Source organism: Ideonella sp. P3_A4 (assembly GCF_056403075.1).
This window is the reverse complement of record NZ_JBFUGE010000158.1, coordinates 1-12,076: the sequence shown is the minus strand read 5'-3', so window position 1 is coordinate 12,076 and position 12,076 is coordinate 1. Positions and strand designations below refer to the sequence as shown.

Here is a 12,076-nt window from a genome sequence, read left to right as displayed (position 1 = left end):
CATCAGGACATTCCATTCATCCAGCTGGTCGAACACGTCCGGCCGGACCGCGACACCAGCCATACGCCGCTGGTACAGGTCATGTTCGTCTTGCGCCAGAAGGCGCCCGCGGCGACCTACAGCCTGCCCGAGCTGACGCTTGGCCGCCCACGTGAGATCGATGGTGGTGTCGCCCGGTTCGAGCTGACGTGGTCGATGGAAGAGGAAGACGACGACTTCCTGGTGCAGGTCGAATACAACGCCGACCTGTTCGATGCCGCCCGCATCGAGCGACTGGGCGGCCACTTCGTGACGCTGCTGGGTGCGGCGATGGAAAGGCCGTCGCAACCGATTGCCACGCTGGCGTTGCTGACCGAGGTCGAGCAACAGCGACTGCTGGGCGAATGGAACCGACCCTCGGCGCCACCCTCTGATGTCTGTTTCCATCGGCTGTTCGAAGCCCGTGCCAAGGCCGACCCGGATCAGGTGGCGGTGGTCTGCGGCGACGAACGGCTGACCTATGCCGAGCTCGACACCCGGGCCACGCGATTGGCCCGCCAATTGAGAGGGCAGGGCGTCGGCCGCGACGTGTTGGTCGGGCTCTGCCTCGAGCGCTCTGTCTCGCTCGTCACCGCCATCCTGGCGGTGTTCAAGGCCGGTGGCGCCTACCTGCCCATCGATCCCGGCCTTCCGACGGATCGGGTGGCGTTTCTCGTCGACGATGCGCGGCTGTCGCTGGTCCTGGTGCAGGCGCAGACCCGCGAGCTGGTGGCAGCATTGCCGTCCAGCGTGTCGATGCTGGACGTGGAGACCGTCGATCATTCCGGCCCGGTTGATCAGCTTGGCGATGACGGCGAGAGCAGCTCGCAGCTCGCCTACGTGATCTACACCTCCGGCTCCACGGGCAAGCCCAAGGGCGTGGAGGTCGAGCACGCGGGCCTGCACAACCTGCTCGAAGCGCAGCAGACCACCTTTGGTGTCACACGCTCCAGCCGCGTGCTCCAGTTCGCGTCGATCAGTTTCGATGCGTCGATCTTCGAGATCGTCATGGCCTTGGGCTCCGGCGCCACGCTGGTGATCAGTCCCCATCTCACGGTCGGCGCGAAGCTGCTGGAGCTGCTCGAGCGAGAGGCGATCACGCATGCGACGCTGCCGCCGTCGGTGCTGGCGAACATGCCGCACGCCCCGCTTCCTGCGCTGCAGACGATCATCACGGCCGGCGAGGCGTGCCCCGCGTTCCTGGTGGATCGCTGGGCCGGCGGCCGCGGCTTCTTCAATGCCTACGGGCCGACCGAAGCAACGGTCTGGAGCACGGTCGCGCAGTGCAACGCCGGCGAACGAGTGACCATCGGCCGCCCCATCCGCAACACCCAGGTCTATCTGCTGGACCAGGCGCTGCAGCCGGTGCCCGTCGGGGTTCCGGGCGAGATGTACATCGGCGGTGCCGGCCTGGCCCGGGGTTATCTGGGGCGCCCCGAACTGACGGCCCAGCGCGTCATCCAGAGCCCCTTCGCGTCGCCCGGTACGCGCCTGTACCGCACCGGCGACATCGCGCGCCACCTCGAAGACGGCAGCATCGATTTCCTCGGCCGCACCGACGACCAGGTGAAGGTGCGCGGCTTCCGCATCGAGCTCGAGGAAATCGAGAAGGCACTCTTGCAGCACCCGGCCGTGCAAGAAGCAGCGGTGCTGGTGAAGGGCGACGCGCTGGAAGATCGGCAGCTGGTGGCCTTCTACGTCAGCGGGGAATCAGGGGCGATGGCGGCCGAGCTGCGCGCCTTCCTGAAGCGGACGCTGCCTTCGTACATGGTGCCGTCGGCGTTCGTCGCGATGCCGTCGTTCCCTCTCACCAACAGCAACAAGGTCGACCGCCAGGCCCTGGCCAGGCTCGACGTGGTGGTGGGTGAACTCGGTGGCTACCAGGCACCGACCAACGCGGTCGAGGAGACCATTGCCGCCGTCTGGGCAGAGGTGCTCAAGCGCGAACGCGTCGGCATCCACGACAACTTCTTCGAGCTCGGCGGCCATTCGCTGCAGGCGACCCAGGTGGTCTCGCGCCTGGGCGAAGCCTTCGCGCAGAACCTGCCGCTGGCCGCGTTGTTCGAGCAACCCACCGTGGCCGAACTGGCCCGCTTGATCGAGGAAGAAGGAGCCAGCTCACAACATGCACTGCCGGCCCCCATCGCAACGATCGGCGCAGGGGCCAGCCGGCTGTCGTTCGCGCAAGAGCGCTTGTGGATCCACGACGCGGTGACCCAGGAGCAGGCGGCCTACAACATTCCCACCGTGCTCGACCTGCGCGGGCCGCTGGACCATGACGTGCTGCGTGGCTGCCTCGTCGCGTTGGTGTTGCGGCACGAGGCCTTGCGGACGGAGTTCGTCAGCGCCGACGGCGTGCCCCAGCAGGTCATCACCGACAAGCTGTTGGCATGCCCGGTGATCGATCTGCGCGAGCTGCCGCCGCCGCAGCAAGAGGCCGAGATGCAGCGCCTGGCGCTGGAGGAGGCTCGCTACGCGTTCGACCTTGCCGCCGAGTGGCCCGTCCGCGCCATGCTGGTGTGCCGCGGTGCAGACCACCATGTGCTGCTGCTGACGATCCACCACATCGCGGCGGACGACCGGTCGATGCGGATCCTGCTGCGCGATCTGCAGACCCTCTACGCCGCCGCGGCCCAGGGTGTGGCACCCGCACTGCCACCGCTGCCGGTGCGCTACCGCGACTTCGCCGAGTGGCAGCGCCAGCGGCTGGCCGGCGATCGCCTCGACGAGCAACTGACCTACTGGCGCCAGCAGTTGGCCGACCTGCCGCAGCCGGCCACGCTGATCGCCGACTTCACCCGCTCGACGGCCCGCAACCAGGCAGCCGACAGCGTCTCGCAGATGCTGCCCCCCGCCGCGCTGGCGGCGCTGGAGCGCGTGGGCCGTGAAGAGCAGTGCACCCTCTTCATGCTGTTGCTGGGGGCGTGGCAGACCGTGCTCTACCGCTACACCGGCCAGGAAGACCTGCTGGTCGGCACATCGATCGCCAACCGCGATCGGCGCGAGCTCGAGCACGTCGTCGGCTACTTCGGCAACACGCTCGTGCTGCGCACCGACCTCTCGGGGCACCCCACGTTCCGCGAGTTGCTGGCGCGTGTGAAGAAGACTGCGCTCGGGGCTTTCCAGCACGCCGAGATCCCCTTCGAAGAGGTGATCGACAAGCTGGGGCTGGCGCGCGACATCGGCAACGCGCCGCCCTTCCGCATCCTGTTCGGCCTGCAGGATCCTTCGCCGCTGCCTTCGCACATTGGCGACGCCGCGCTGACGGCTTCGCAGACCGACAACAAGATGGCGAAGTTCGACCTGGTCGTGCTGGTGGGCCCGCGCGAAGGCGGGCTGGAGCTGCGACTGCAGTACGACACCCAGCTCTTCCGGCGCGACACCATCGAGCGGGTAACGGCACACTTCCGCCGCGTGCTGGAGGAGCTGGCCAGCCACCTCGATCAACCGCTGGATGCGCTGCCGCTGCTCACCGAGGCGGAGCAACAGGCACGTCGCGCCTGGAACGCGACGACGACCGACTACCCGCAACACGCCGGCGTGCACGAGCTGTTCGAGGCCCAGGTGCAACGCACGCCGGACGCCACGGCGGTTGTCTGGGGGAACCGGCGGTTGAGCTACCGGCAGTTGAACCAGCAGGCCAACCAGCTGGCGCATCACCTGCGGCGGCTCGGTGTCGGCCTCGAGACGCTGGTCGGCCTGTACCTCGATCGTTCGCCGGAGTGGGTGATCAGCATCCTCGCCGTGCTCAAGGCCGGCGCTGCCTTCGTGCCTGTCGACCCGACGTACCCGCAGGACCGGATCGCGTTCATGCTGTCGGACGCGCAGGTGCCCGTGCTGCTCACGCACGGCGCGACGCCGGCCGGGCTCGCGTCGCACATGGCCCGGATCGTGGATGTCGGCTCGGGCAACACGGCGCTGGCCCTGGAGCCCGACGACAACCCGTCGCCGCTCGCCCGTGGCGAGAACCTGGCCTACGTGATGTTCACGTCGGGCTCGACCGGCCGGCCCAAGGGGGTGCAGATCCCGCATCGGGCCATCAACCGGCTGGTGTTCAACACCAACTACATCACGCTCGGCCCCGACGACCGCGTGGCGCAGGGTTCCAACGGTTCGTTCGACGGCATCACCTTCGAGCTCTGGGCCGCGCTGCTGCACGGCGGGCAATTGGTCGGCTTCGAGAAGGACGTGATGCTCTCGCCGCACGACCTGGCGGCGCAATTGCAGGAGCAGGGCATCACGGTGCTGTTCCTGACCACGGCGCTGTTCAACCTGATGGCCACCACGGTGCCGGACGGGTTGCGCTCGCTGCACGACGTGATCATCGGCGGCGAAGCCGTCGACTGCGAGTGTGTTCGCGCGATGCTCCGTGAGGGGCCGCCACAAAGGTTCGTCCACATCTATGGCCCGACCGAGTGCACGGCCTGGTCGACCTGGCACCTGGTGCGAGAGGTACCGGACAACGCCAGGACGATCCCGATCGGCGCACCGGTCTCGAACGACCAGGTGTATGTGCTGGACGCGATGATGCGGCCGGCGCCCGTCGGCGTGCCGGGCGAGATCTACATCGGCGGTGCCGGCCTGGCCCGGGGTTATCACAACCGGCCGGAGCTGACCGCGGAGCGTTTCGTCCGCGATCCCTTCAGCGAAGCGCCGGATGCGCGCCTGTACAAGACCGGTGACATGGGCCGCTACCTGCCGGACGGCCAGATCGAGTTCATCGAGCGACGCGACGAACAGGTGAAGCTGCGCGGTTACCGCATCGAGCTGAGCGAGATCGAGGCCGCGCTGTGCGACCACCCTGGTGTCGGCGACGCGGTCGTCGTCGCGCGGCAGGACGTGCCGGGCCACAAGCGGCTGGTCGCCTTCGTCGTCTCCTGCGGGAGCGAGGCGATCCGGGCCGGCGAGTTGCGCCAGCACCTGGCCGGCCGACTGCCGAGCTTCATGGTGCCTTCGGACTTCGTGCCGATGGACGCCTTGCCGCTGTCGCCCAACGGCAAGATCGACCGCAAGCGGCTGGCCCAGCAACCGCTTGCGCCGGCGACGCGCGAGATCGAGTACGTCGCTCCGCGCTCGGAACTCGAGCAGGCGATCTCGCAGGTCTGGCAAGAGGTGCTCAAGCTCGACAGCGTCGGCGTGCACGACAACTTCTTCGAGCTGGGCGGCTCGTCGTTGATCGTGCCGCAGATCCTGAGCCGGCTGAACCAGCGGCTGGGGGAACGGCGCACAGGTGAGCCGCTCACGGCTGTGTCGATCTTCCAGTACCCCAGCATTGCCGCGCTGGCCAGGCACCTGAGTGCCGAGGCCGCTGCCGAACCGGTGTTCACACCGGCGGCCACGCAAGACCAGGCCAACACGCGACGCGCCTCGCGAGCCCGCCAGGCCGAACGGCGGCGGCAGCCCGCCCCTTGAACCCATCCGAAAGATTGTGATGACCCACGTTCCAACTTCCGTACCCGGCCACGACGAGCACGATGACCAGGGCGACCTCATCGCCGTCGTGGCGATGAATGGCCGCTTCCCCGGCGCCGGCAGCATCGAGCAGTTCTGGCAGAACCTGCGCGACGGCCGCGAGACCGTCCGCTTCTTCTCCGACGACGAGCTGTCGGAGGCCGGCATCGACGAGGCCACGCTGCGCGACCGCCGCTACGTCAAGGCGCGTGGCGTGGTCGATGGTGTCGAGCAGTTCGACCCGCTGTTCTTCGGCATCTCGCCGGCTGAAGCTGCGTACACCGATCCGCAGCAGCGCGTGTTCATGGAATGCGCCTGGGAGCTGTTCGAGCGCGCCGGCTACGACGTCGAGCGCTACACCGGCTCGGTGGGCGTCTATGCCGGCACCGCGATCTCCAGCTACCTGCTCAACAACCTGTGGCCCAACCGCGAGCTGGTCGAGGCGGTCGACCCCTACCACGTGGTGCTCGCCAACGACAAGGACCACCTCACCACCCGTCTGGCCTACAAGCTGAACTTGAAAGGCCCGTGCGTGACGGTCCAGACCGGCTGCTCCACCTCGCTGGTCGCACTGCATGTGGCCTGCCAGGCCTTGCTCAACCGCGAGTGCGACATGGCGCTCGCCGGCGGTGTGGCGTTGAGCATCCCCCAGCTCACCGGCTATCTCTACGAAGAAAGCAGCAAGAGCTCGTCCGACGGTCGCACGCGGGCCTTCGATGCGCGCGCCGAAGGCACGGTGCAGAGCGAAGGCGCAGCCATGGTCCTGCTGAAGCGGCTGGACGATGCCCTCGCCGATGGTGACACCATCCATGCGGTGGTGCGCGGCTCGGCCATCAACAACGATGGCGCCGGCAAGGTGAGCTACACCGCACCGAGCGTCGATGGCCAGGCCGACGTGATCCGCACGGCCCAGCTGCTGGCCGGTGTGCCGGCCGAGTCGATCCAGTACGTCGAGTGCCACGGCACGGCGACCGCGATGGGCGATCCGATCGAGGTCACCGCCTTGACGAAGGCGTTTCGCGCCAGCACCGAGCGCGAACAGTTCTGCGCCATCGGCTCGCTGAAAACGAACGTCGGCCACATGGACACGGCGGCCGGCGCGGCGGGCTTCATCAAGACGGTGCTGGCGCTGGAGCACGGGTGCATTCCCGCGAGCTTGCACTTCGAGGCTGCCAATGCGCAGCTCGATCTGGCGCGCAGCCCGTTCTTCGTGAACACCCAAGCGCGGCCCTGGGAGCGTGGCGGCCAGCCGCGCCGCGCTGGTGTCAGCGCCTTTGGTGTCGGTGGGACCAACGCGCACGTCGTGCTCGAGGAGGCTCCGCCCGCGACGCCCTCCGACCCGGCCCCTGCCTGGCAGCTGCTCACCCTGTCCGCGAAGAGCGAGCCCGCCTTGCAGCAGGCGACGAGMAATCTCCTCGCATACCTTCAAGTCCACCCGGACGCCAACCTGGCGGACGTGGCCTACACGCTGCAGGTCGGACGCAAGGCCTTTGCCCATCGCCGTTTCGTCGTCTGCAAAGATGCCAACGACGCGGTCGCTACGCTGGCCACGCTGCCTCCCCAGCGCGTCTTCACCCGCCACGGCGAGCGCGAGCGTCCGGTAGCGTTTCTGTTGCCAGGGCAGGGGCCTCAGTACGAAGGCATGGGACGCGAGCTCTATGCACGCGAGCCGGTGTTTCGCGACTGCATCGACCAGTGCGCGCGGATCCTTGCCACCCACGGGCTGCCCGATCTCGCTGCACGGTTCGGCACGGTCGACAGCCAAGGCGCACCGCAGCAGGCCGAGCTGTCGCAGCCGGTTCTCTTCGCCTTCGAATACGCGCTCGGCCAGCTCTGGCGATCGTGGGGTGTGCAGCCCGAGGCCTACCTGGGCCACAGCATGGGCGAGTACGTCGCTGCCACGCTGGCCGGCGTCTTCGAACTGCCAGATGCCCTGCGCGTGATCGCCCGGCGCGAGCAACTGCTGCAGCGCTTGCCCGAAGGAACCATCCTTACCGTCCTCTTGCGCGGCGAAGAGCAACTGCCGGGTCTGCCCGATGGGGTGGCCGTGACCGCGTTCAACGCGCCGGGCCTGTATTCGATCTCGGGCCCGCATGAGGGCATCGCCGCGCTCGAAGTGGATCTGCAGCGCAGCCAGATCCTGCACAACCGTCTGCCGGTCTCGCGCATCTCCCACGGCAGCATGGTCGACCCGGTCGTCGACGCGTTCAGGGAGCTGATCGCACAGGTGCCGTTGCGTGCACCGCAGACACCGTACCTGTCCAACGTGACCGGCACGTGGATCACGGCCGAACAGGCGACCAGCCCGGACTACTGGGTGCGCCACCTGCGCGAGCCGGTGCAGTTCTCTCAGGGCCTCACGCAGCTGCTGAAGGGGTCGTCACCCTGGATCCTGGTTGAGGTGGGCCCGGGCCGGACGCTGGCGTCGCTGGTCCATCAGCACGAGGGTGGCAGCGAACAGGTGGTCATCGCATCACTGCCGCAGAGCCAAGCGTCTCAGAGCGAGGCGGAACAGCTGTTGCAGGCGCTCGGGCGGTTGTGGGCCGCGGGTGGGCGCGTTGACCGCGGCGCGGTGCACGGGAAGGCCCGCCGCGCCCGCCTGGTGCTGCCCACGTACCCCTTCGAGCGCCAGCGCTGCTGGATCGACGCACCGCACGGCCCGCGAGTGCCCCAGGCGACAAAAGCGGTAGGCGTTCCCCACGACGACACGCCGCCAGTGCGCCTGCACCCGGCCCCAGCCGAGGCCACGCCGGTCACCGAATCGCAAGCGCAAATCATGCGGCTCTGGCAGGACCTGCTGGGGATCCCCCGGATCCAGGTGCATGAAGACTTCTTCGACCTCGGCGGCAACTCCCTGCTCGGGATCCAGCTGCACACACGAATCAAGGAGCAGTTCGAGGTGGAGATCCCCCTCAAGGCGCTGCTCGAGAGACCCACGATCGCCGGAATGGCCCAGCTGGTCGAGCTGGCCATCCTGGAAGAGATCGAGTCGATGCCCCAGATCTAACAAGGTATTCAGACCATGCTCGACACGTCAAACAGAATTGCGCAGCTTTCGGAACAGCAGCGCTCGTTGCTGGAGCAACGCCTGCGAGGCCGCAAGGCCAAGCCCGCTTCACAGATGCAGGTGAGGCCTCGCGAGCAGCGCAACCAGGCGCCGCTGTCGTTCGCGCAGCAACGGCTCTGGTTTCTCGAGCACTGGGACCCGGGTACCGTGGTCTACAACGTCTCGGTCCCACTGCGCATCCGCGGCCCGCTGGACGTGGCCGCGCTGGAGCGCGCGTTGAACAAGCTGGTCGAGCGCCACGAGGTGTTGCGCACCTACCTGCTCTCCACGTTCCGCGGCGAGCCGAACCAGGTCATCCTGCCGCAGCTCAGCGTTCAGCTGCCGGTGGTGCCGCTGTCACTCTCGGAAGAAGAGCGCGCCACCTTCCTCGAAGACCTCATCGCCCGCGAGTCGAAGAACCCGATCCCGCTGGACAAGGCGCCGCTGTTTCGCGGCACGGTCTACCGATTCGCGCCCGACGACCATGTGCTGTTCTTCCTCATCCACCACATCGTCTACGACAGCTGGTCGCTGGGCATCTTCCTCAAGGAATGGTTTGCCTGCTACGAGGCCTACGCCGCTGGCCGTGAGCCGGATCTTCCTGCGCTGCCGTTCCAGTACGGCGACTTCGCGATCTGGCAGCGCGAGCAGATCGATAACGAGCTGCACCGCAAGCAGTCGGCGTACTGGAGCAAGCAGCTCGCTGACCGCGAGAACGTTCTGGAGGTCCTCACCGATCATCCGCGCCCGCCGCACCTCACCTACAAGGGCAAGCTGCACCGCTTCACCTTCCCGGCGGAGCTCAAGCAGGCGATTGCCGATCTGAGCCGGGCCGAGGGCACGACGTTCTACATGACCACGCTGGCCGCGCTCAGCGTGCTGCTGCACCACTACACCGGCCAGAACGACCTCATCGTCGGCACGCCGGTGTCGCATCGCCCTTATTCCGAGACCGAGCCGCTGATCGGCTACTTCGTCAACACGCTGCCGGTGCGCGTGAGGCCCACGGGCGACCTGTCGTTCCGTGAGCTGTTGAAGCAGGTGCAGGACACGGTGCTGAACGCGCTCAACAACCTGAGCCTGCCGTTCGAGCGCGTCATTGACGAGCTGAACATGGAGCGCGACACCAGCCGCTCGCCGCTGTTCCAGATGTTCTTCGCCACCCAGAAGAACCAACTGCCGACCTTCGAAACCGGTGCGCTGCAGTGCGAGTCGATGCACCTGGACAACGGCACCTCGATGTTCGAGCTGAGCTTCTTCCTCTACGAAGAGGGCGAGGGCGATGTGCTTCAGTACAACTCAGACCTGTTCGACGAGGCGACGATCGAGATGATCGGAAAGCGCCTGTTGCTGGCACTGCAGACGGCGGTGAAGGATCCGTCGCGGCGGGTGGCCGACTTCCCGGCGCTGGCCGACGGCGAGCGCGAGCAGCTGATGGCCTGGAGCCAAGGGCCCACGCTGGACGTGCCGGCTCAATGCATCCACCGCCGGTTCGAAGCACAGGTGGCGCGCACGCCGGACGCGGTGGCCCTCGTTGCTGACGGCCAGTCGTGGACGTACCGGGAGCTTGACGAGCGATCGAATCGCCTGGCCCGCTACCTGCAAGGGCAAGGCGTGGAGCCCGAGGCTCGAGTGGGCCTGTGCGTCGATCGCTCGCCCGCGCTGCTCGTCGGGCTGCTGGGTATCCTCAAGGCCGGCGGAGCCTATGTTCCGCTCGACCACGAGTACCCGCGCGACCGCCTGGCGCTGATGGTCGAAGACGCCCGCATGGCGCTGTTGCTGGTGCAGGCGAACCTGCGCAGCACGTTGCCAGAGGGTGAGTGCCCGGTGGTGCTCATCGACGAGGATTGGGAGTTCATCGCTCGCGAAAGCGCGGCGCCAGTGGACAGCCCGGTTGCGCCTACCAACGCGGCGTATGTCATCTACACCTCGGGCTCGACCGGTCGCCCCAAGGGCGTGGAGGTTCTGCACGACAGCGTGGTGAACTTCCTCGAGACCATGCGCCTCGAGCCCGGGCTGGCCGCCAACGACCGGCTGGTGGCGATCACCTCGATCTCGTTCGACATCGCTGCACTTGAGCTGTTCCTGCCCCTGGTGTGCGGCGCCACCGTCGTGCTGGCCACACGCGAGCAGGCGACCGACAGCTTCCAGCTGGTGCAGTTGCTGGAGGCGTCGCGGGCGACTGCGTTGCAGGCTACACCGGCGACCTGGCGCATGCTGCTCGATGCGGGCTGGAAGAACCCGGCCCGCATCAAGATGCTGGCCGGAGGCGAAGCCTTGCCCAGGGACCTGGCGCATGCGCTGGCGACCACCGGCGGTGAACTCTGGAACCTGTACGGTCCGACCGAGGCCACGATCTGGTCGACGGTGGCGCGTATCCCGGTGAACCCGGAGTCCATCTCTATCGGCCGGCCGATCGGCAACACGCAGGCGCATGTGCTCGACCATTTGCTGCGTCCGGTGCCCATCGGCGGCGTGGGCGATCTGTACCTCGGCGGTCGCGGCGTCGCGCGCGGCTACCTGAACGCGCCGGAACTGACCGCGCAGCGCTTCATTCAGAACCCGTTCGGCGCGGGTCCCGAAGACCGTCTCTACCTGACCGGAGACCGAGCCCGCTTCCGCTTCGACGGCAGCCTGGAGTACCTGGGCCGCACCGACCAGCAGGTGAAGCTGCATGGCTTTCGCATCGAACTCGGCGAGATCGAGGTGGCGCTGCGCGCGCACCCGGCCGTGCGCGAGGCGGCGGTGGCATTGCGAGAAGACGCACCCGGCGAGCAGCGCTTGGTCGGCTATGTCGTTCCCGACCTCGGCCACGGTGGTGACGAGCAGGTTCGCGAAGAGGATCAGGCCGAGCACGTGGACGGCTGGCTCGCGCTCTACGACCAGGTATACGAGGAAGACTTGGCCGAACAGGACACGTCTCTCAACACCATCGGCTGGAACAGCAGCTACACCGACGCACCGATCGCGGCCGATGAAATGCGCGAGCAGGTCGAGCAGACCACGGACCGGGTGCTGGCCCTGCGACCACAGCGGGTAGTGGAGTTGGGCTGCGGCACTGGGCTGCACGCAGCGCGGCTTGCGCCGCATACGCAGCTGTACGTGGCCACTGACGGCTCGGCCAGTGCTCTCGCGGCGCTGCGGCGGCAGCCGAGCCTGGCCACGCTTCCCCAGTTGCGGGTTGAACAGCGGCAGGCCCACGACCTCGCGTCGCTGCAAGCCGAGGGCTTCGACTGCGTGCTGATCAACTCGGTCATCCAGTACTTCCCGGATGTCGGGTACCTGCTCGAAGTGATCACCGGCGCGGCGCGTCTGGTGCCGCAAGGCACGGTGGTGGTCGCCGACGTGCGCAACCACCGCTTGCTGCAGGCGTACCACACGTCGGTCCAGTTGGCCAAGGCGAGCGACGAGACGACGTGCGAGCAGCTGCGCCAGGAGATTGCCGCTCAGCTGCGCAAGGAAAACGAGTTGCTGGTGGCGCCCGGCTTCTTCGAGGCGCTGCGCGAGCGGATGCCGGCGATCGGCGCGGTCGAGATCCAGTTGAGGCGGGGCCGCTTCCAC

The 12,076-nt window shown here is 67.6% G+C and carries 3 protein-coding genes; all 3 read left to right on the top strand.

Annotated features, from left to right (window positions below):
- Positions 1 to 5,430: amino acid adenylation domain-containing protein (locus AC1DYI_RS15540; protein WP_477205030.1), on the top strand; the 5,430-nt coding region annotated here is incomplete at its 5' end.
- A 19-nt stretch (positions 5,431 to 5,449) separates the two neighbouring features.
- Positions 5,450 to 8,476: a type I polyketide synthase gene (locus AC1DYI_RS15535; protein WP_477205029.1), complete on the top strand. Its 3,027-nt coding sequence runs from the start codon at positions 5,450 to 5,452 to the stop codon at positions 8,474 to 8,476.
- A 15-nt stretch (positions 8,477 to 8,491) separates the two neighbouring features.
- Positions 8,492 to 12,076: non-ribosomal peptide synthetase (locus AC1DYI_RS15530; RefSeq protein ID WP_477205028.1), on the top strand; the 3,585-nt coding region annotated here is incomplete at its 3' end.